This window comes from Streptomyces sp. NPDC016562, assembly GCF_043076955.1.
Taxonomy (GTDB): Bacteria; Actinomycetota; Actinomycetes; order Streptomycetales; family Streptomycetaceae; genus Streptomyces.
In genome coordinates, this window is sequence record NZ_JBIBRZ010000003.1 from 707,625 (window position 1) to 726,564 (window position 18,940).

Consider the following 18,940-nt stretch of genomic DNA (forward strand, 5'->3'; position numbering starts at 1 on the left):
TGCGGGGGGAAAGGCCGAAATGGTCAACAAGAACCGGATGAACAGGGTCGCCGCCGCCATGGCCGCGGCAGCTCTGGTGTCCGTGGCGGTACCTGCGGCGTCCGCCCAGGCGGCGGAGACGCCGCGGATCGACCTCAGGGTCCTCGTCGTCGACGACGGCGGCAGCTCGGTCGAGGCGATCACGGCGGAGCTGCGGGACACAGGCGTCCCCTACACCCGCGTGGAGCTGGGCGGCGCGGGCCGCCCGGTCATCGACGCGGCCTTCCTCAGCGACACGCTCGACGGCCGGCCGCGCGCCAAGTACCAGGGCGTCGTCCTGCCGAACGAGAACCCCTTCGGGGAGGGCTCGGCCGAGATGGCCGCGCTCGCCGCGTACGAGACGGCGTACGGGATCCGCCAGGTGGACGCCTACACCTGGGCCCACCCGGGGGTCGGGCTGGAGTACACCGACAACGGCGGCTACAGCGGCCAGCTCGACGGCACCCAGGCCGCGGTCACCGCCGCCGGCAAGACGGGCCCCTTCGCGTACCTCGGCGGGCAGGTCGCCTTCGAGGACAACTCGGCGCTCGTCCCCGAGAGCTTCGGGTTCATGGGCAAGCCGCGGGCCGGCTACACCAGCTACCTCGACGCCCCCGTGGACGCCGGACGGGCCTCGCTCGTCGGCGAGTACGCGCACGACGGGCGCAGCGAACTGGTCGTCACCTTCGGCTACAACCAGTACCAGCAGCAGTTCCGGCTGCTGGCCCGCGGCATCGTCGACTGGCTGACCCGCGGGGTCCACCTCGGCCAGAGCCGCAGCTACTTCGCGGTCCACGTCGACGACGTCTTCGCCCCCGACGCCCGCTGGAGCAAGGACCTCAACTGCACGCCCGGCGACTACGCGTGCCCGGGCGGCGAGGGCAAGGAGAGCACCATCCGGATGACCGCCGCCGACGCGGTCTACGCGGCGCAGTGGCAGCAGTCCAAGGGCTTCAAGCTCGACATGCTCTTCAACGCGGGCGCCGGCGAGGAGTGGAAGGCGGAGAACGGCGGCACCGACGCCCTCACCGCGCAGCTCGTCGCCGACCGGGCCAAGTTCCGCTGGATGAACCACACCTACACGCACCCCTTCCTCGGCTGCGTCCAGGACACCACCACCATCCCCTGGAGCTGCACGAAGAACGCCCTGGGCACCGTCAACTGGATGAGCCGCGCGGAGATCTCCGCGCAGATCCGCGACAACAACAACTGGGCCGCGTCCAAGGGGATCACCACCGACCGCAGCGAGCTGGTCACCGGCGAGCACTCGGGGCTCAAGACCCTCCCGCAGCAGCCCCAGGACAACCCCAACCTGGCCGGGGCCCTCGCCGACAACGGCGTGAAGTGGGCGGGCAGCGACAACTCCCGCGAACCCTCCCAGCGGCCGGTCGGCGCCGCCCTGACCGTCCCGCGCCACCCGATGAACGTGTACTACAACACGGGCACCAACGCGGAGATGGCCGACGAGTACAACTGGATCTACACCAGCCGCGCCGACGGCGGCAGCGGCGTCTGCGAGGACAACCCCGCGACGTCCACCTGCCTGCCGGAGCCGCTCGACGTCACCACCGGCTACCTCCAGCACATCGTGCCTCAGGAGGCCCGGACCGCGCTGCGTCACGTACTGGCCAACGATCCGCGTCCGCACTACGTCCACCAGTCCAACCTCGCCGAGGACCGCACCCTCTACCCCGTGCTCAACCAGGTCCTCGACACCTACCGGGCCCTCTACGCGCCCAGCGCCCCCCTCGTCAACCAGACCATGAAGGAAGCCGGCGTCGAGCTCGGCCGTCGCGCCGCCTGGGACAAGGCCCTCGCCGAGGGCAAGGTCAGCGCCTACCGCATCGGCAGCACCGTCACCGTCAAGGCGCCCGCCGGAGTCGTCGCCCCGGTCACCGCCCCCACCGGCACCAAGAAGCAACTCCTGCTGGGTACCGCCGACTTCGGCACCCCGTACGCCGGAACCCGCTCCACGTGGACCGCGCCCGAGCTGCTCCAGAGCGCCGTCACGCTCCGACTGCCCAGCTGACCGCACCGGGCCGACCAGCAAGCCGTCACGCGTAACACACTGCGCCGGCGCTCCGCGAATCCACGGGCGCCGGCCCCTTTTCCGTCCTGGGGGGACACACCGCATGAGTCATGGGCGTCACGTCACCATGCTCACCGAAGGCACCTACCCGCACGTCCACGGGGGCGTCAGTACCTGGTGCGACCAGCTGGTACGCGGAATGCCGGAGGTCGACTTCAACGTCATAGCCCTGACCGGCTCCGGACGAGAGCCGGTCACCTGGGAACTGCCCCGCAACGTCTACCGGCACACGGCCGTCCCGCTGTGGGGGCCGCCCCCCGGCAGGGGCCGGCGCTCGGCCCTGCGCGGCAAGGCCCACCGCCGCTTCACCGAGGTGTACGAAAGCTTTCTGCTGTCCCTGCTCGACCCTCCCGCCGCCCCCGCCCCCGGCACCGCCGCAGGGGCCGCGCCCGCCTCCGGGGCGTTCTCCGCGGCCCTGCGCGAACTGGCCGCCCTCGCCCGGTCCGGGAAACTCGCACCGGCCCTGCGCTCCGAATCGGTTCTGCGCCTGCTGATGCGGGTATGGACCCGCCCCGGCCTCAGCACCGCCGCCGCCGCGCCCACCATCCACGACGCGCTCACCGCCACCGACCTGCTGGAACACGCGCTGCGCCCGCTCGCGGTCCGCATTCCACGCGACAGCGTCGCGCACGCCGTCAGCAGCGGCCTCGCCACCCTCCCCGCCCTCGCCGCGAAGTACCTCGACGACGTGCCCTTCCTGCTCACCGAGCACGGCATCTACCTGCGCGAGCGCTACCTGGGCTACCGCAGCGCCGAGCAGCGCTGGCCCGTCAAGGCGCTGATGCTCGGCTTCTACCGCGAGCTCAACAGCGAGGGCTACCGGCAGGCCGACCTGATCACCCCCTGCAACCAGTACAACCGCCGCTGGGAAGAGCGCGGCGGCGCCGACTCCGAACGCATCCGCACCGTCTACAACGGCGTCGACCCGCACCTCTTCCCCGACGCCGGTCCCGAACCCGAAGTGCCCACGCTCAGCTGGTGCGGCCGCATCGACCCGATCAAGGACCTCGAAACCCTCATCCGGGCCTACGCCTTCATGCGCGAGGAGATGCCCGCCCTGCGGCTGCGGCTCTTCGGACCCGTCCCGGCCGGCTGCGAGGAGTACCGGCTCCGGCTGGAGAAGCTCGCCGCCGACCTCGGCGTGAGCGACGGGATCACCTACGAGGGCCGCATCGAGCAGGTGGCCCGGGCCTACGCGGCCGGCTCCGTCGTCATGCTCTCCTCCATCAGCGAGGGCTTCCCGTTCAGCATCATCGAGGCCATGTCCTGCGGCCGCACCACCGTCTCCACCGACGTCGGCGGAGTGCGCGAGGCCGTCGGCGACACCGGCCTCGTCGTCCCGCCGCGCGAACCCGAGACCATGGCCCGCGCCACGCTCGCCCTGCTGCGCGACGACGAACGCCGCGCCGAGCTCGGCCGGATGTCCCGCAAGCGGGTGGTGGAGAAGTTCACCCTCCACCAGTCCGTGGACGGCTTCCGGCACATCTACCGGGAACTCGCCGGGCCGCCCGTCCTGCCCGTCCAGGCGGGAGAGGGCTGGATCCAGCGGATCGCCGACCCCTGGCACCGCGAACTGGCCGCCGACGGGAGCGTGTGGTGAGCGGATCCCTCTGGCTCAGGCCGCCCGGCGGCGCGCCCCAGACCCTCCTGGCCGTCCCCCGGCCGCGCACCGAGGACCCGGCCGCCGACCCCATGGACGAACTCGCCGAGCGCCTCGACGTGTTCATCGCCGCGGCCGTCCACCCCGACGAGATCGCCGCCGTCCTCGAATCCGACGGCATGACCGACGAGTACATCCGCCTCACCTACGGCCGCCACGACTCCTTCTCCCTCGCCGAGGAGCTCTACGCCCGGGTGCCGCGCTCCTACCCGGAGCCGGCCGACACCCCCGACCCCTGGAAGGTCTCGCTCACCGCCTGCCTGCTCCGCGGGGTGATCTTCGCCCTGCCCGGCCTGGCCTACCTCCTCGGCGCCCCCCTCCTCGAAGGCCCCCAGGACCGCCTCGGCCTGCCCGCCGGGACCCTGACCCTGCTCGCCGGGGCCCTCATCGGCTGGGTCTGGGACCAGACCCTGTCCCACCGCGCCTACTCCTGGCTCGGCCTGGGCGACCGGGCCGCCGCCGGGCGGACCCTGCTCGTCGGCGCCCCCGCCGGATCCCTGCTGGGCACGGCCGCCGCGCTGGCCGTGCCGGGCGGGCCGCCCTTCTCCTACGCCTTCGCCGCCGGACAGGCCCTCTACGTCGGGGCCGCCACCGTCCTGCTGGTCCTCGGCCGCGAGCGGGTGCTGCTCGCCGCACTCGGCCCGATGGCCGCGGGGGCCCTGCTCGCGCTCTTCGTCGACCTGCCCGTGCCGGTCCGGGTGAGCCTGCTCGCGGTGTCCCTGCTGGCCGCCTGCACCCTGGCCGTACGCGAACTGCCCCTGGCCGACGGGGTACGGGCCGCCGTGCTGCGCGTGCGGGGCTGGACGGCGCGCCGCCCCGGCAAGGGCCCCGTGCGCTGGCGGATGCTGCGCGGCGCCGAGGAGGAGTACGCACCGCGCGGACCGAGGCTCGGGGACTCCGTGCCGTACGGGGTCTTCGGCCTGGGCACCGGCCTGCTCGTGCTGTACGCCGCCCTCGGCGAGGTGCTCGCCGGCGGCCCCGCCGAGGCCGTCGCCGCCCCCTCGGCGGTGGCCCTCACCCTCAGCATGGGCCCGGCCGAATGGCTGCTCCACCGGTTTCGCAGCGGCAGCCTCAGCGGGCTGCGGGGGGCCCGCTCGCCGCGGGACTTCCGGCGGCGGATGCTGGTGACGCTGGGCCGCTGCCTCGCCCTCTACCTCCTGGTCCTCCTGGCGCTGGGGGTGGCCGGAACCCTGCTCTGGCCGGACGCCCCCGGCCTGACCGGGGTCCGCGTCGCCACCCTGCTGCTGCTCGGCGCGGTGATGTGGACCGGGCTGCTCCTCCAGTCCTTCGGGGCGGTCCGGCCCGCGGCCGTGGTCTGCGCCTCGGCCGCCGTCGCCCAGAGCCTGGCCCTGCTGACCGGGCTGGGCCAGCCCCGGGTGGTCCAGCTGGTGGTGGCGGGCACGGCCGCCGCCCTCCTGGCCGCCCTGGTCTGCCTGCTCCTCGGCCGTGCGACCGCCCACCGATGACGACGTACGAGAGGCAGGACCCCATGCTGCTGGTGCCCCTGTACGAGCACCCCGCCGACCGGCCCGAGGCCTGGGACCGGCTCATCAGCTCCGCCGGCCGGCTCCACTCGGTGGTGCTCAACCCCGACAGCGGGCCCGGCGCCGCCCCCGACGAGCGGTTCGCCCTCGTCGCCCAGCGGCTGCGTGACGCCGGGGTGCCCGTGCTCGGATACGCCGACACCGACTACGGGCGCCGCCCGCACGCCGCCGTGGTCCAGGACCTGCTGCGCCACCGCGACTGGTACGCCACCGACGGGGCCTTCCTCGACCAGGCCTCCGCCGAACCCGAACTGCTCCCGCACTACGGACGCCTCGCGGTCGCCGCCCGGGCCGCGGGCGTGCGCACCCTCGTCCTCAACCACGGCGTCCACCCGCACCCCGGCTACGCCGACCTGGCCGACCTGCTCGTCACCTTCGAAGGCCCGTGGGACGCCTACCGGGAGGCGGCCCCCGTACCGCCCTGGACCGCGGAGCACCCCGCCCAGCGGTTCTGCCACCTCGTCTACGCCGTCCCGCCGGGCGCGCTCGCCGCCCGGCTCGCCGAGGAACTCGCGGCCGCCCGGGGCGCCGGGGTGCACTGCGCGGTCCCCGGGAGTGGCGCGCACCCGTGGGGGACGCTCCCGTACGCCCTGGAGGCCGCCGGATGAAACGCCTGAGGCTCCTGCTGCTCCTGCCGCTGCTGCTGCTCGCCGCGTGTACGGCGGGGCGGGACACCGACGACGGTGCGGACGACGGCCCCTACCCCTGGCCGGAGCTGGCGCCGGGGGAGCACTGGCAGCCTCTGCCCGGTACCGGCTGGCAGTGGCAGCTCACCGGCAGGCTCGACACCTCCGTGAAGGCGGCGGTGTACGACGTCGACGGGTTCAACACCACCAAGGAGCAGGTCGCCGAGCTGAAGAAGGCCGGGCGCAAGACCATCTGCTACCTGTCCACCGGCGCGTGGGAGGACTTCCGGCCCGACGCGGAGGCCTTCCCGAAGGCGCTGCTCGGCGAGGGCAACGGCTGGGAGGGTGAACGCTGGCTGGACATCCGGGCCCTGACCGCGCTGGAACCGCTGATGGGCAAGCGGTTCGACATGTGCCGCGACAAGGGCTTCGACGCGGTCGAGCCGGACAACATGGACGGCTACGCCAACGACTCGGGCTTCCCGCTCACCGCCGACGACCAGCTCCGCTACAACCGGCTCATCGCCAAGCTCGCGCACGACCGGGGCCTGGCCGTCGGCCTGAAGAACGACCTCGACCAGATCCCGCAGCTCGTGGGCGACTTCGACTTCGCGGTGAACGAGCAGTGCGCGCAGTACGACGAATGCGAGCGGCTGACCCCGTTCGTGGAGGCCGGCAAGGCCGTGTTCCACGTCGAGTACGAGCTGAAGGTGGACCGCTTCTGCGCGCGCTCGCGCGAGCTGAAGCTGAGCTCGATGCAGAAGCACTACGACCTGGACGCCTGGCGCCGCACCTGTCGTTAGGCGGCGTGGCCCAGGGCCAGGACGATCAGGGCGGCGGTCGCCGCGGTCTCGGCCAGGGCGCCGAAGACGTCGCCGGTGACGCCGTCGAAGCGGCGTACGCAGCGGCGCAGCAGCAGCTCCGCGACGAGCAGGGCGGCCAGGACCGCGGCGCCGTGCCGGACCGCGGCCGCGGGGCCCAGCGGCAGCGCGGCGGCCGTGGCCGCGGCGAGGACGAGTACGGCGATCGCGGCGGCCGCGGGGCGGGGCACCACCCCGGCGACCGCGGCCCCCAGCCCCTCGGGGCGGGCCGGAGGGACGCCCCGGCGGGAGGCCGAGGTCAGGGCGAGGCGGGCGGTCACGGCCGCGACCACGGCGGCGAGGGCGCCGCGCACCCAGCCGTCGGCGTACGCGTCGGACAGGGCCGCCACCTGCACCAGGAGCACGAGCACCAGGGTCACGACACCGAACGGGCCGATGTCGGACCGCTTCATCACGCGCAGCGCGTCCTCGGCGGGTTTGGCGCTGCCGAGGCCGTCGGCCGTGTCCGCGAGCCCGTCCAGGTGCAGACCGCGGGTCAGCGCGGCCGGTACGGCGACGGTGACGACCGCGGCGAGCAGCGGACCCCCGCCCAGCAGCAGCAGGAGCACCCCCGGTACGGCGGCCAGCAGGCCCACGACCAGCCCGGCGAGCGGGGCGCAGGCCATGCCGGCCCGGGCGGCGGGGCGGTCCCAGCGGGTGACGCGGGCGGGCAGCACGGTGAGCGTGCCGAAGGCGAAGCGGACGCCGTCGAGGAACGAGGCGCGCTCCGAGGGCGGCGACAGGGGCGGATCTTCGAGCGAATCTGGCATCGGCGCGAAGGCTACCCGCTCGGGGTGACCTGTAAATTGCCCATTACGTTCCAAATAGGGAGTCAGTGGGATGGGTCACTGGTGGTATCGGAACATCGTCGAACCGGGGAAACTGCCCCTTCTCCTCGCCCTGCTCTCCTTCGTGCTGTCGTTCCTGGTCACCCGGGTGATCACCCGGCTTATCCGGGCCGGCCGGGGCCCCTTCAAGAACGTCACCCCGGGCGGCATGCACGTCCACCACGTCGTCCCCGGCGTGGTGCTCGTGATCATCGGCGGGTTCGGTGCGGTGGGCAGTGACCGGTACGGCTTCGGCGCCTGGCTCTCGGCCGTCCTGTTCGGGCTGGGCGCGGGCCTGGTCCTGGACGAGTTCGCGCTGATCCTGCACCTGGACGACGTGTACTGGAGCGAGCAGGGCCGCAAGAGCGTCGAGGTCGTCGTCCTCACCGCCGCGCTCGTGGCGCTGGTGCTCGGCGGATTCGTGCCGTTCGGGGTCGACGACCTGACCGCCGAGGAGCGCCAGAGCCGCGGACTGGTCGCCATGAACGCGGCCGGCAACTTCTTCCTCGCGCTGATCGCCCTGTGGAAGGGCAAGGCGCGCACCGCCGTCTTCGGCGTGGTCATCCCCTTCGTGGCGCTGATCGGCGCGATCCGGCTGGCCCGGCCCGGGTCCCCGTACGCGAAGCGGTTCTACGCCAACCGTCCGCGCGCCCGGGCCAAGGCCGGACTGCGCGCCTTCCACCACGACCGGCGCTGGGCGGCCAAGCGCCGCAGCTTCGAGAACTTCATCGGCGGGACGCCCGACGCGGAGCCGGCCGTGTCCCTGGAGAAGCCGCCCGAGCACTGAAGGCGCGGTCCCGGGATCAGCCCGGGATCAGCCCGTCGTCGCTGAGCATGGCCCTGACCTCGTCCAGGCTCGCGTCGGGCGCGGGCAGGATCAGCTCGGACGGCTCCAGCGCGTCGTCCGGGAGCGGCCGGCCGAGCCGCCGGACGGCTTCGAGGAGCGCGTCCAGCGTGCGCCGGAAGCCCTCCTCGTCGCCGCCCTCCATCTCCACGAGCAGCTCGTCGTCCAGCCTGTTGAGCTCGGCGAAGTGGCTGTCGGCCAGCTCCACCTGTCCTTCCCCCATGATGCGGACAATCATGACGGGCCCCGTCCTACTGCTTGTCGAACCGGTGCTGGGTCGGCGACGGCTGGCCGGTGCCGGGGGCGCCGCCCTCGATGGCCTGCTGCTGCGCGGACGGGCCACCGGCCAGCTCGGCCTTCATGCGCTGGAGCTCCAGCTCCACGTCCGTGCCGCCCGACAGGCGGTCCAGCTCGGCCTGGATGTCGTCCTTGGAGCCGAGCCCGCTCTGGTCGTCGAGCGCGCCGGAGGCCAGCAGCTCGTCGATCGCGCCGGCGCGGGCCTGCAGCTGGGCGGTCTTGTCCTCGGCCCGCTGGATGGCCAGGCCGACGTCGCTCATCTCCTCGGAGATGCCGGAGAAGGACTCCGCGATCCGGGTCTGCGCCTGGGCCGCGGTGTAGGTCGCCTTGATGGTCTCCTTCTTCGTGCGGAAGGCGTCCACCTTGGCCTGGAGCCGCTGGGAGGCGAGCGTCAGCTTCTCCTCCTCGCCCTGCAGCGTCTGGTGCTGCACCTCAAGGTCGCTGACCTGCTGCTGGAGCTGGGCGCGGCGGGACAGGGCCTCACGGGCCAGGTCCTCGCGGCCCAGGGCGAGGGCCTTGCGGCCCTGGTCCTCCAGCTTGGCCGACTGCCCCTGCAGCTGGTTCAGCTGGAGCTCCAGGCGCTTGCGGGAGGTCGCCACGTCGGCGACTCCGCGGCGCACCTTCTGCAGCAGCTCCAGCTGCTTCTGGTACGAGTAGTCGAGGGTCTCGCGCGGGTCCTCGGCCCGGTCCAGGGCCTTGTTCGCCTTCGCGCGGAAGATCATCCCCATACGCTTCATGACACCGCTCATGGGCTTCGCGCGCCCCCTTCTAGACGGACTGTGGTGCAGGTCACCGACAGGACCCACAGTACGGGCCCTGTCTCCATTACCGCACTGTTCAGGTGCGGATGCGCTCCTCCTCCAGGACGACTGCGCCCACGCCGTATCAGGCGTAAGGAGTAGGTGCGTCCCGGACGGAGCCCGCACTGGGAAGACGCCCGCCGTTGCCGGATCGTTCCCCACCAGGGTGGGGGCCGTGCCCGCAACCACGTAGGCTTGGGTTTTGTGTTTGGTAGCCGCTCCTCCAAGGAAGAGAAGGCCGCCGCCACCGACAAGGTGAGCGCCGACCTCTCGCAGCCCCGTGACCCGCAGGCCCCCAAGGGCCGCCCTACGCCGAAGCGTGCTGTGGCCCAGTCGCAGCGCAAGGCCGTGGTGGCCTCGACCGGCAATCGCAAGGAGGATGCCAAGCGAGCGCGTGAGCGCCGCCGCGTGGAGATGGCCAAGCAGCGCGAGGCGCTGGCCAGTGGCGACGAGCGCTATCTGCCCACCCGTGACAAGGGCCCCGTCCGCAGGTTCGTCCGCGACTTCGTGGACTCCCGCTTCTCGGTCGCCGAGATGTTCCTGCCGCTGGCCGTGATCATCCTGGTGCTGAGCATGGTGCGCCAGCCGACGATCCAGACCATCGCGCTGATGCTGTGGCTCGGCGTGATCGCCCTGATCATCGTGGACTCCATCGGCCTGGTGTTCCGCCTGCGCAAGGCGCTGGTCCAGCGCTTCCCGGACGAGCCCCGCCGCGGCGCCGTGGCGTACGGCCTCATGCGCACCCTCCAGATGCGCCGGCTGCGCCTGCCCAAGCCGCAGGTCAAGCGCGGGGAACGGCCCTGAGCCGAGCAAAGCCCGGCACATCGGGGGAAGGCTTCGCCGAAGGGGCCCGGCTCTGGCTCGAAGGCCTGGGGGGACTGCGCAACGCCGTCCGCCAGGAACTCGTGGGCCGGCAGGTCGACGAGCAGATCGCGCACCGCTTCCCGGTCGGGCAGCGGCTGCGCGTGCTCGACGTCGGCATGGGCCAGGGCACCCAGGCGCTGCGCCTCGCCCGCGCCGGGCACAAGGTGACGGGTCTGGAACAGGACCCGGGGATGCTGGCCGTCGCCCGTGAGGCGCTGGCCGCGGAACCCCCCGGGATCCGCGACCGGGTCCAGCTCATGGAGGGCGACGGCCGCGAGACGGGCGCGCACTTCCTGCCGGGCAGCTTCGACGTGGTGCTGTGCCACGGGGTGCTGATGTACGTGCCGGAGCCGGACGCCATGCTCGCCGGGCTCGCCCGGATGCTGGCCCCCGGCGGCCTGCTGTCCCTGCTGGTGCGCAACGGCGACGCCCTGGCCATGCGGCCCGGTCTGGACGGCGACTGGAAGGGCGCGCTGGCGGCCTTCGACAGCATCGACTACACCAACCGGCTCGGCCTGGACGTCCGCGCCGACCGGCTGGCCGGGCTGACGGCCACGCTGTCCGGGATCGGTGCGCCGCTCCAGGCCTGGTACGGCGTACGCGTCTTCACCGACGGCACCGAGGCCGGCGAGACCCTGCCGCCCGACGAGGAGCTGGAGCGGTTGCTGGCCGCCGAGGACCGTGCGGGGCGGACCGACCCGTACCGGGGCGTCGCCGCACTGCTGCACCTGTGCGGCGTCCGCGGCTGAGCCCGCCGGGGCGGGGGTCACGGGGGCCCGGCTCCCGCACCCCCGCACCCCCCGCCCCTCACGGCTCCGGGAACGCCTAGGCCTCCAGGGCCTCGCGCAGGCTCATCGTGTAGAGCTCGGTGCCGCCGTCGTCGGACAGCTTGACCTGCTCGACACCGCCCTCCAGCAGCTCCTTCCAGTACTCACCGATCCACGACTCCGCGTCCCCCTGCGTCGTGAACTCCTCGGGTACCACCGACGGGCTCGCCTCGGTGCCGTCGGCCGTCTCGAACCGCCACGTCCACGCCATGTCCGCCTCCGTTGTGCGTCCGCTGCTCTCACGCTTCTCGCCTTGAGTGTGCCCGCAGAGTAACCGGGCGCGCAGCAGTCTCGGCGACGCGGGAGGATCATCCTGTGGAACTCACTCTGCTCGGCACCGGCACGCCCGAGGGCCTGCCCCGGCCCGGCTGCCCCTGCGCCGCCTGCGCCGTCTCCGTCGGCGCGCGCTCCCGCGCCGCGACGGCCGTCCTGGTCGACGGGGCGCTGCTGCTCGACCTGACCCCCGGGGCGGTGCTGGCCGGGGCCCGGGCCGGGCATTCGCTGGGCGGCGTACGGCAGGTCCTGCTGACCCACCCGCACGACGGACCGGCCGTGGAGCTGCCGCCCGGGCTGCCGGCGGCCGGGCGGGTGCCCGACGGGCGGGAGCTCGCGGTGATCTCCGGGCACCGGGTGCGGGCGGTGGCGATGGACTCGCCGGGCACCGGGTACGAGGTGACCGGCCCGGACGGCGTCCGCCTGCTCTACCTGCCGCCGGGCGGGGCCCCGGCCGGCACGAACGGCGGGCCCCGGCAGCGTCCGTACGACGTGGTCCTCGGCGATGTGCTGGGCCGCCCCGAGGCCCTGGCGCGGCTGCGGGCGAGCGGCGCCGTCGGCCCGGCCACGGACGTCATCGCCGTCCACGTGGACCACGACACCCCGCCGGGCCGCGAGCTGGAGCGCCGGTGCGCGGCCGCCGGGGCCCGCGCGGTGCCGGACGGGACCACCGTGATCGTCGGCGAGTACCACGCGGCGCCGGAGCTGCCGCGCCGGACCCTGGTGCTGGGCGGGGCCCGCTCCGGGAAGTCCGTCGAGGCGGAACGGCGGCTGGAGTCCTTCCCCGAGGTGGTCTACGTGGCCACCGGCGGCGCCCGTGACGGGGACGCGGAATGGGCCCAGCGGGTCGGCCTGCACCGCGAGCGCCGGCCGGCGAGCTGGCGGACGGAGGAGACCTGCGAGCTGGTCCCGCTGCTGGCCGCGGAGGGACCGCCGCTGCTCGTCGACTGCCTGGCGCTGTGGCTGACGGACGCGATGGACGGGGCCGGGGCCTGGGACGACGCCGTCTGGGCCAAGAGCGGGCAGCGGCGGCTCGGCGAGCGGACCGCCGAGCTGGTGGCGGCCGTGCGCGCGACCCGTCGCCGGGTGGTGCTGGTCAGCAACGAGGTGGGCTCGGGCATCGTCCCGGCGACCGCCTCGGGCCGCCGCTTCCGCGACGAACTGGGCCGGCTGAACGCGCGGGTCGCGGGCGAGTGCGAGCAGGTGCTCCTGGTCGTCGCGGGGCAGGCGACCGTACTCAAGGAATAGCGGCCGCGCCCGGCGCGGTCCGGCGTCCCGCGACCCGGCCCCAACGGGCCGCAGGGGCCTGGTCCCAGGCCTGAGGGAGGGCCTTACCGGCTGTACTCTCTGGCAGATGAGCACGCTGAATCTCGACGACTTCTCCGATCTGATCGAGCGCCCGGACGGTGGCGTGCGACGCGATGCCGAGGAACGCCGTGAGCGCCTCGCCGTGCCGCCCGGTGCGCTGGGCCGGCTCGACGATCTCGCCGAGTGGCTCGCCGCGGCGCAGGGGCGGGTGCCGGTCAAGCCGATCGAGCGCCCGCGCGTGGTGCTGTTCGCCGCCGACCACGGGATCGCCGCCGCGGGCGTCTCCGCGCGGGCCGCGGGCACCGGCCACGAGCTGGTGCGGGCCGTGCTGGAGGGGGCCAGCCCCGTGGCGATCCTGGCCGGCCGGCTGGGCGCCACCGTACGGATCGTCGACGCGGGACTCGCCTGCGAGCCCGGGCTGCTGCCCGAGGACGTGGTCAGGCACCGCGTCCGCAGCGGCAGCGGCCGGATCGACGTCGAGGACGCCCTGACCGTCGAGGAGGCCCAGGAGGCGCTGCGGCTCGGCATGCGGATCGCCGACGAGGAGGCCGACTCCGGGACGGACCTGGTCGTCCTCGGGGACCTCAGCGTGGGCGGAACCACCGTCGCGGCGACCCTCGTCGCCGCCCTGTGCGGAACGGACGCCTCCGTGGTCACCGGCCGCGGCGGAGCGCCCATCGACGACCTGGCCTGGATGCGCAAGTGCGCGGCGGTCCGCGACTCGCTGCGCCGGGCCCGCCCCGTCCTGGGCGACCAGGTCGCCCTGCTGGCGGCGGTGGGCGGCGCCGACGTCGCCGCCATCACCGGCTTCCTGCTCCAGTGCGCGGTGCGCCGTACGCCGGTCATCCTCGACGGGGTCGTCTCGGCCGCCTGCGGGCTGGTCGCCCAGCGCGCCGCGTTCCGCGCGCCCGACTGGTGGCTGGCGGGGCAGGCGAGCGGTGAACCGGGCCAGGCGAAGGCACTGGACCGGATGGCACTCAACCCTGTGCTCGACCACGGCGTCACTGTGGGCGAAGGCACCGGGGCGTTGCTGGCCCTGCCCCTCGTCCAGGCGGCCGCCGCACTCGCGGCGGAGCTGCCCGAGCGGGTGGCGCAGGAGCCGACTGAATGAGCCGCCGGGGCCCGCGGCCTTGACCAGGTCGTGGTCTCCGACGCGCCCAACGACGGGCGGTAGCGCCCCATATGATCGCTTTTTATGGGAGAGGTCCGTTTGACCAGCGCAGAGACCGACCGCAGCGCCGTACCGGCGACCGGTCCGTCATCCGGCAGGAAAGAGACCGGCGGCGATCCCGCCGGCAAGGCGGCGGGGGGCAGCCGGGAGACCGGACGGGAGACCGGGCGGGAGACCGGGCGCGGCAGTGCGCGCTCACGGCGCGGCGCCGCGTTCGCGGTCTGGTACCTGCGCACCGTCACCTTCGTCAACTTCCTGAGCGCGGTGTGGGTTTCCCTCGGGCAGGACCTGCGGCGCCACAACGCCGACAACTTCTACACCCCGTACCTGCTCACGGCCGGCTTCGCCTCCGGGCTCTTCTGCCTGCTGCTCGCGGTCACCATGGGCCGCCGCAAGCGGGCCGCCTGGATCCTGAACCTCGTGGTGAGCGGGCTGCTGCTGCTCGCCTTCCTCAGCGCCGCCCTCGTCCCCTGCTCCTGGGGGGCCGACGTCTGCTACCCGGAGTTCCGCGAGCACGCGCAGAACTGGTTCTCGCTCGCCCTGACCGCCGCCTTCGTCGGCGCCCTGCTGCTGGGCCGGCGCGAGTTCTACGCCAAGGGCGACCGCTCCAACCCCGCGCTCGCCACGGCCGTCGCCGCCGTCGGCCTGCTGCTCGGCTCCCTGGTCGCGGCCCTGCTCGTCGGCGCCACCAACACCCACGCCGCCGCAGCCGACGCCACGTTCACCGACCGCTGGCGCTACGGGGTGATGCGGCTGATCACCCTGGCACCGGACGACCGGGTCTCCCGGGTGATCACCACGCCCGGCTGGGTCGACGTCTTCATCAACGTCATGTCGATGCTGCTGCTCCTCGCCGTCCTGTTCGCCGCCTTCCGCTCGCGCCGCGCCGTCGACCCGCTCACCGCGGACGACGAGGAGCGGCTGCGGGCCCTGCTCGCCCGGCAGGGCGACCGGGACTCGCTGGGCTACTTCGCGCTGCGCCGCGAGAAGTCCGTGATCTGGTCGCCCACCGGCAAGGCTGCCGTCACCTACCGCGTCGTCGGCGGGGTCTCGCTGGCCTCCGGCGACCCGATCGGCGACCCCGAGGCCTGGCCCGGCGCCATCGAGCCGTGGCTGGCCGAGGCCCGCGAGCACGGCTGGATCCCGGCCGTCAACGGCGCGAGCGAGGAGGCCGGGCAGATCTACGCCCGGCACGGCCTGGACGCGCTGGAACTCGGTGACGAGGCGATCGTCGAGACCGCCGAGTTCACCCTGGACGGCCGCGCCATGCGGACCGTCCGGCAGGCGTTCAACCGCGTCAAGCGTGCCGGCTACACCGTCCGCATCCGCCGCCACGGCGACATCCCGGCCGAGGAGATGGACGAGCTGGTGCGCCGCGCCGACGACTGGCGCGACGGCGCGACCGAGCGCGGCTTCTCCATGGCGCTGGGCCGACTGGGCGATCCGGCCGACGGCCAGTGCGTGATGCTGGAGTGCACCGACGCCAACGGCGATCTGCGGGCCCTGCTGTCCTTCGTACCGTGGGGGCCCAAGGGCCTGTCGCTGGACCTGATGCGCCGCGACCGGGACTCCGAGAACGGTCTGATGGAGTTCATGGTCATCGAACTCCTCGAACGCTCCAAGGAGATCGGCATCACCCAGGTCTCCCTCAACTTCGCGATGTTCCGGTCCGTCTTCGAGCGCGGCTCCAGGCTCGGCGCGGGTCCGGTGCTGCGGATGTGGCGCTCGCTGCTGAGCTTCTTCTCCCGGTGGTGGCAGATCGAGTCCCTCTACCGGGCCAACGCCAAATACCGGCCGATCTGGGAACCGCGGTTCATGCTCTTCGAGAAGAGTTCGGACCTGCTGCGGATCGGCATCGCGGCGGGTCGGGCCGAAGGGTTCCTGGAGGCCCCCGGCCTTCCGAAGTGGCTGCACCGCAGACACCTGGAGACCCGCCGTTGACAGCGTGGCACACCACCTCCGCACGGCGGTTCGCCCGCCGTGAGTGGGGGCCCGTGGTCCGGACCGTCCGGGACCGGCTCGTCCACGACAGGTGGCGGGCGCTCCCGATGACCCTCGGCGCGGTCTGCCTGACCTCGGTGTTCCAGATCGTGCAGAACACCGCCTGGGGCTTCCAGCCGGTCCAGAACCTCGGGTCGGTCAAAGCCGCCGACCCGCTCTGGCTGGCGCTGCTGCGCACCCCGCTGTCGCTGTTCGTCCCCGCGCTGGACCTGCCGGTGTGGGGCGCGCTCGCCCAGATCCTGCTCGTCTTCGGGATCGCGGAGATCTGCGTCGGCTGGTGGCGCACGCTGCTGGTCGCCTACGTCGCCACCCTCGCCGGGACCACGTACGCGCGGATCGGCCTCGCGCTGGGCCCCGACCACCCCTTCGGCCTGCCGGTGTCCGACCGGATCGTCAACGACACCGGACCCTCGGCGGCGGTGGTCGGGCTCGCCATGTACGTCTGCTGGCGCTACCGGGCGTACCTCACCGGCGGCCTGGTGATCCTGCTGATGATCGGCGAGGTGCTGATCAAGAACAACCTGGCGGGCAAGGAGCACCTGGCGGCCATGGCCGCGGTCATGGCGGTGTGCGTGGTCCGCGCCCAGTGGGGCCCGCGGCGCTCAGGCACCCCGCGGGGGCAGCGGCACCGGCCGCCGGCGCGGGCCCGGCCCGGCCGGCCGGGCAGAGGCTAGGTGCATCGACCCGCAGGGGTATGTGTCCCGGCCGCGGCCCCAGCCCGTACCGTATCCGCGTGACGACAGAGCCCGGGCGGTTCGGCCCCAGCCGGCAGTGGATGCGGACGCATCCGCTGGCCACCGACGCCGTGCTGGCGTTCGGGGCGTTCGTCGCCATGGTCGTCGGCTCCTTCGCCGATCCGAACGGGCCCCACGGGCCCACCTTCGGGACGCGCACCCCCGACCCGTTCTCGCTGCTGCTGATGCTCCTGGGCGCCGCCGCCCTGGTGTTCCGGCGCCGCCAGCCGCGCGCCGTGCTCCCCGTGACCTGCGGGCTCTCCCTGCTGGAGCTGGCCACCGGGGATCCGCGGGCGCCCGTCGTCATGTCCACGGTGATCGCCCTGTACACGGTCGCCTCCTGCACCGACCGGCCGACGACCTGGCGGATCGGGCTGCTCACCATGACGGGGCTGACGGGCGTGGCCATGCTCGCCGGGCCGCTGCCCTGGTACGCCCAGGAGAACATCGGGATCTTCGCCTGGACCGGGATGGCCGCGGCGGCCGGGGACGCCGTGCGCAGCCGGCGGGCCTTCGTCGACGCCATCCGGGAACGGGCCGAGCGCGCCGAGCGGACCCGCGAGGAGGAGGCCCGGCGGCGGGTCGCCGAGGAACGGCTGCGGATCGCGCGGGACCTGCACGACGTGGTGGCCCATCACATCGCCCTGGTCAACGTGCAGGCGGGCGTGGCCGCGCACGTCATGGACAAGCGGCCCGACCAGGCCAAGGAGGCCCTGGCCCACGTACGGGACGCCAGTCGCTCCGCGCTGAACGAGCTGCGGGCCACCGTCGGGCTGCTGCGGCAGTCCGGCGACCCCGAGGCGCCCACCGAGCCCGCGCCCGGGCTGGGCGTCCTGGACGACCTGGTGGACACCTTCCGGCACGCCGGGCTGCCCGTGGACGTGATCGTCCAGCTGGACACCGGGGCCGGGCCGCTGCCGGCCGCGGTGGACCTGGCGGCGTACCGGGTGATCCAGGAGGCGCTGACCAACGTACGCAAGCACGCGGGCCCCGGGGTCAGGGCGGAGGTGAGCGTGGTCCGGGTCGGACCCTCGGTGGAGGTGACGGTCCTGGACGACGGCGGCGGCGCGGAGCCCCGCGACGCGGAGCCCGGCGGCGGCCACGGTCTGCTCGGCATGCGGGAGCGCGCCACCGCCCTGGGCGGATCCTGCTTCGCGGGCCCCCGCTTCGGCGGCGGCTACCGCGTCCACGCGGTCCTGCCGGTGTGAGGCGCCCCGGTGACCTGGCGACCCGAGTGACGCCGTGACCGGGTGACCCGGCGACCCGTGACCCACTGACCCGGTGACCCACTGACCCGGTGACCCACTGACCCGGTGACCCCGTGACGTGGTGAGCCGGTGACGCGCCTACCCTGAGCCCATGACCGCGCCTGCCGACGCCAGCCCCGTGAGCCGGATCCGAGTGCTGCTCGCCGACGACCAGGCCCTGCTCCGCAGCGCCTTCAAGGTGCTCGTCGACTCCGAGCCCGACATGGAGGTCGTCGGGGAGGCCTCCGACGGGGCGCAGGCCTTCGAGCTCGCCCGCCGGACCCGCGCCGACGTCGTGCTCATGGACATCCGGATGCCCGGTACCGACGGGCTCGCCGCCACCCGCATGATCAGCGCCGACCCCGACCTCGCCGCCGTGCGCGTGGTGATGCTGACGACCTTCGAGGTCGACGAGTACGTGGCCGCGGCCCTGCGGGCCGGCGCCTCCGGCTTCCTCGGCAAGGGCGCCGAGCCCGAGGAACTGCTCAACGCCATCCGCGTCGCCGCCGCCGGCGAGGCGCTGCTCTCCCCGGCCGCCACCAAGGGGCTCATCGCCACCTTCCTCGCCCAGGGCGGCGGCGCCGACCCCTCCGTGGCCGGGTCCGGGGCGCACACGCAGCGGCTCGCCGCGCTGACCGTCCGGGAGCGCGAGGTCCTCGTCCACGTCGCCGCGGGCCTGTCCAACGACGAGATCGCCGGACGGCTGGAGGTCAGCCCGCTCACCGTCAAGACCCACGTGAACCGGGCCATGGCCAAGCTCGGCGCCCGCGACCGGGCCCAATTGGTGGTCATTGCCTACGAATCGGGCCTGGTCCATCCGCGAGCGCAGGAGGCGTAGTAGTACGGCGTACTGCGGACGCGGTATGCCGCGGATAAGGACGGGACCTGGGAGCGACGCACGACGCCCGCGGCGCGGGAGAGGCTGGAAAGGCCCTTGCGTTCGTCACTGC

The 18,940-nt window shown here is 73.7% G+C and carries 18 protein-coding genes; 14 read left to right on the top strand and 4 right to left on the bottom strand.

The features are described from left to right. Positions 1-19 precede the first annotated feature (19 nt). The 5 genes from ACF059_RS18335 to ACF059_RS18355 all read left to right on the top strand — a co-directional run bounded on the left by ACF059_RS18335 (position 20) and on the right by ACF059_RS18355 (position 6,740). The gene (locus ACF059_RS18335; RefSeq protein WP_392058037.1) at positions 20-2,047 is read left to right on the top strand and encodes a hypothetical protein; all 2,028 of its coding nucleotides are present in this window, start codon (positions 20-22) and stop codon (positions 2,045-2,047) included. A 103-nt stretch (positions 2,048-2,150) separates the two neighbouring features. Further along, on the top strand, positions 2,151-3,707 hold the full coding sequence (gene pelF / locus ACF059_RS18340) for a GT4 family glycosyltransferase PelF (RefSeq protein WP_392058040.1): 1,557 nt from the start codon (positions 2,151-2,153) through the stop codon (positions 3,705-3,707). Continuing rightward, positions 3,704-5,233 carry a hypothetical protein gene (locus ACF059_RS18345; protein ID WP_392058043.1) on the top strand — a complete coding sequence of 510 codons (1,530 nt, stop codon included), beginning with the start codon at positions 3,704-3,706 and terminating at the stop codon, positions 5,231-5,233. The genes pelF and ACF059_RS18345 overlap by 4 nt, the downstream gene beginning before the upstream one ends. Continuing rightward, entirely contained in the window at positions 5,230-5,919 is a 690-nt protein-coding gene (locus ACF059_RS18350; protein WP_392058046.1) for a spherulation-specific family 4 protein, read from the top strand. The genes ACF059_RS18345 and ACF059_RS18350 overlap by 4 nt, the downstream gene beginning before the upstream one ends. Further along, positions 5,916-6,740, top strand: coding sequence for an endo alpha-1,4 polygalactosaminidase (locus ACF059_RS18355; RefSeq protein WP_392058049.1), 825 nt, complete (start codon positions 5,916-5,918; stop codon positions 6,738-6,740). The genes ACF059_RS18350 and ACF059_RS18355 overlap by 4 nt, the downstream gene beginning before the upstream one ends. Here ACF059_RS18355 and ACF059_RS18360 read toward each other — a convergent pair. Then, on the bottom strand, positions 6,737-7,567 hold the full coding sequence (locus tag ACF059_RS18360) for an adenosylcobinamide-GDP ribazoletransferase (protein WP_392058052.1): 831 nt from the start codon (positions 7,565-7,567) through the stop codon (positions 6,737-6,739). The two genes, ACF059_RS18355 and ACF059_RS18360, sit on opposite strands and share 4 nt — an antisense overlap. A 70-nt stretch (positions 7,568-7,637) precedes the next feature. On the opposite strand from ACF059_RS18360, the gene ACF059_RS18365 reads away from it, so the two are divergent. Continuing rightward, entirely contained in the window at positions 7,638-8,411 is a 774-nt protein-coding gene (locus ACF059_RS18365) for a hypothetical protein (protein ID WP_392058055.1), read from the top strand. Positions 8,412-8,427: 16 nt separating this feature from the next. On the opposite strand, the gene ACF059_RS18370 is transcribed toward ACF059_RS18365, so the two are convergent. Then, positions 8,428-8,706: a hypothetical protein gene (locus tag ACF059_RS18370; RefSeq protein WP_392058058.1), complete on the bottom strand. Its 279-nt coding sequence runs from the start codon at positions 8,704-8,706 to the stop codon at positions 8,428-8,430. Positions 8,707-8,719: 13 nt separating this feature from the next. Beyond that, positions 8,720-9,514 carry a PspA/IM30 family protein gene (locus ACF059_RS18375; RefSeq protein WP_392058062.1) on the bottom strand — a complete coding sequence of 265 codons (795 nt, stop codon included), beginning with the start codon at positions 9,512-9,514 and terminating at the stop codon, positions 8,720-8,722. Between the two features lie 246 nt (positions 9,515-9,760). Here ACF059_RS18375 and ACF059_RS18380 point away from each other — a divergent pair, with 246 nt between their 5' ends. Together ACF059_RS18380 and ACF059_RS18385 are read left to right on the top strand one after the other, a co-directional pair. After that, on the top strand, positions 9,761-10,369 hold the full coding sequence (locus ACF059_RS18380) for a DUF3043 domain-containing protein (protein WP_392058065.1): 609 nt from the start codon (positions 9,761-9,763) through the stop codon (positions 10,367-10,369). 65 nt (positions 10,370-10,434) lie between these two features. Further along, on the top strand, positions 10,435-11,178 hold the full coding sequence (locus ACF059_RS18385) for a class I SAM-dependent methyltransferase (protein ID WP_392058168.1): 744 nt from the start codon (positions 10,435-10,437) through the stop codon (positions 11,176-11,178). A 76-nt stretch (positions 11,179-11,254) separates the two neighbouring features. On the opposite strand, the gene ACF059_RS18390 is transcribed toward ACF059_RS18385, so the two are convergent. Further along, on the bottom strand, positions 11,255-11,467 hold the full coding sequence (locus ACF059_RS18390; protein WP_392058067.1) for a hypothetical protein: 213 nt from the start codon (positions 11,465-11,467) through the stop codon (positions 11,255-11,257). A 104-nt stretch (positions 11,468-11,571) separates the two neighbouring features. Between ACF059_RS18390 and ACF059_RS18395 the strand changes: the two genes are divergently transcribed. The 6 genes from ACF059_RS18395 to ACF059_RS18420 all read left to right on the top strand — a co-directional run bounded on the left by ACF059_RS18395 (position 11,572) and on the right by ACF059_RS18420 (position 18,828). Then, positions 11,572-12,777, top strand: coding sequence for a bifunctional adenosylcobinamide kinase/adenosylcobinamide-phosphate guanylyltransferase (locus ACF059_RS18395; protein ID WP_392058070.1), 1,206 nt, complete (start codon positions 11,572-11,574; stop codon positions 12,775-12,777). 106 nt (positions 12,778-12,883) lie between these two features. Beyond that, positions 12,884-13,948 carry a nicotinate-nucleotide--dimethylbenzimidazole phosphoribosyltransferase gene (gene cobT, locus ACF059_RS18400; protein ID WP_392058074.1) on the top strand — a complete coding sequence of 355 codons (1,065 nt, stop codon included), beginning with the start codon at positions 12,884-12,886 and terminating at the stop codon, positions 13,946-13,948. A gap of 84 nt (positions 13,949-14,032) precedes the next feature. Continuing rightward, entirely contained in the window at positions 14,033-15,949 is a 1,917-nt protein-coding gene (locus tag ACF059_RS18405) for a phosphatidylglycerol lysyltransferase domain-containing protein (RefSeq protein ID WP_392058077.1), read from the top strand. Next, positions 15,946-16,683 carry a hypothetical protein gene (locus ACF059_RS18410; RefSeq protein WP_392058080.1) on the top strand — a complete coding sequence of 246 codons (738 nt, stop codon included), beginning with the start codon at positions 15,946-15,948 and terminating at the stop codon, positions 16,681-16,683. The genes ACF059_RS18405 and ACF059_RS18410 overlap by 4 nt, the downstream gene beginning before the upstream one ends. Before the next feature lie 101 nt (positions 16,684-16,784). Then, positions 16,785-17,951, top strand: a complete 1,167-nt coding sequence (locus ACF059_RS18415) for a sensor histidine kinase (protein ID WP_392058171.1) — start codon at positions 16,785-16,787, stop codon at positions 17,949-17,951. A gap of 151 nt (positions 17,952-18,102) precedes the next feature. Beyond that, on the top strand, positions 18,103-18,828 hold the full coding sequence (locus ACF059_RS18420; protein ID WP_392058083.1) for a response regulator: 726 nt from the start codon (positions 18,103-18,105) through the stop codon (positions 18,826-18,828). The last annotated feature ends 112 nt before the right edge of the window (positions 18,829-18,940 follow it).

What these genes read in the sequence shown, in the direction of transcription:
- ACF059_RS18420 (WP_392058083.1), top strand. Translation starts at nt 18,103, where the DNA reads ATGACCGCGCCTGCCGACGCCAGCCCCGTGAGCCGGATCCGAGTGCTG.
- ACF059_RS18360 (WP_392058052.1), bottom strand. Translation starts at nt 7,567, where the DNA reads ATGCCAGATTCGCTCGAAGATCCGCCCCTGTCGCCGCCCTCGGAGCGC.
- ACF059_RS18370 (WP_392058058.1), bottom strand. Translation starts at nt 8,706, where the DNA reads ATGATTGTCCGCATCATGGGGGAAGGACAGGTGGAGCTGGCCGACAGC.
- pelF (WP_392058040.1), top strand. Translation starts at nt 2,151, where the DNA reads ATGAGTCATGGGCGTCACGTCACCATGCTCACCGAAGGCACCTACCCG.
- ACF059_RS18405 (WP_392058077.1), top strand. Translation starts at nt 14,033, where the DNA reads ATGGGAGAGGTCCGTTTGACCAGCGCAGAGACCGACCGCAGCGCCGTA.
- ACF059_RS18390 (WP_392058067.1), bottom strand. Translation starts at nt 11,467, where the DNA reads ATGGCGTGGACGTGGCGGTTCGAGACGGCCGACGGCACCGAGGCGAGC.
- ACF059_RS18355 (WP_392058049.1), top strand. Translation starts at nt 5,916, where the DNA reads ATGAAACGCCTGAGGCTCCTGCTGCTCCTGCCGCTGCTGCTGCTCGCC.
- ACF059_RS18335 (WP_392058037.1), top strand. Translation starts at nt 20, where the DNA reads ATGGTCAACAAGAACCGGATGAACAGGGTCGCCGCCGCCATGGCCGCG.
- ACF059_RS18350 (WP_392058046.1), top strand. Translation starts at nt 5,230, where the DNA reads ATGACGACGTACGAGAGGCAGGACCCCATGCTGCTGGTGCCCCTGTAC.
- ACF059_RS18415 (WP_392058171.1), top strand. Translation starts at nt 16,785, where the DNA reads ATGCGGACGCATCCGCTGGCCACCGACGCCGTGCTGGCGTTCGGGGCG.
- cobT (WP_392058074.1), top strand. Translation starts at nt 12,884, where the DNA reads ATGAGCACGCTGAATCTCGACGACTTCTCCGATCTGATCGAGCGCCCG.
- ACF059_RS18365 (WP_392058055.1), top strand. Translation starts at nt 7,638, where the DNA reads ATGGGTCACTGGTGGTATCGGAACATCGTCGAACCGGGGAAACTGCCC.
- ACF059_RS18375 (WP_392058062.1), bottom strand. Translation starts at nt 9,514, where the DNA reads ATGAGCGGTGTCATGAAGCGTATGGGGATGATCTTCCGCGCGAAGGCG.